This window comes from Acinetobacter sp. ANC_7635 (assembly GCF_056779945.1).
Window position 1 is genome coordinate 1 of sequence record NZ_JBWYIS010000039.1, and the last position, 342, is coordinate 342.

Below are 342 nucleotides of genomic sequence, written 5' to 3' on the forward strand. Positions count from 1 at the left end.
CGTATACTTCTGCATCGAATTTAGTGTGTGGCTTGATCGCACCTGGTTTAGAAAGTACTTGACCACGTTGTACGTCTTCACGCTTAGTACCACGTAATAAGATACCACAGTTCTCGCCCGCACGACCTTCGTCTAGAAGTTTACGGAACATTTCAACGCCAGTTACTGTCGTTTTAACTGTGTCTTTGATACCTACGATTTCAACTTCTTCGCCTACTTTCACGATACCAGCTTCTACACGGCCAGTTACTACTGTACCACGACCAGAAATAGAGAATACGTCTTCGATTGGCATTAAGAATGCTTTATCAATAGCACGCTCTGGCTCTGGGATGTAAGTGT

The 342-nt window shown here is 44.2% G+C and carries 1 protein-coding gene; it reads right to left on the bottom strand.

The features are described 5' to 3' along the window. The coding region (locus AC1M89_RS14780; RefSeq protein WP_481614397.1) for an EF-Tu/IF-2/RF-3 family GTPase at positions 1–342 on the bottom strand (342 nt) is incomplete at both ends.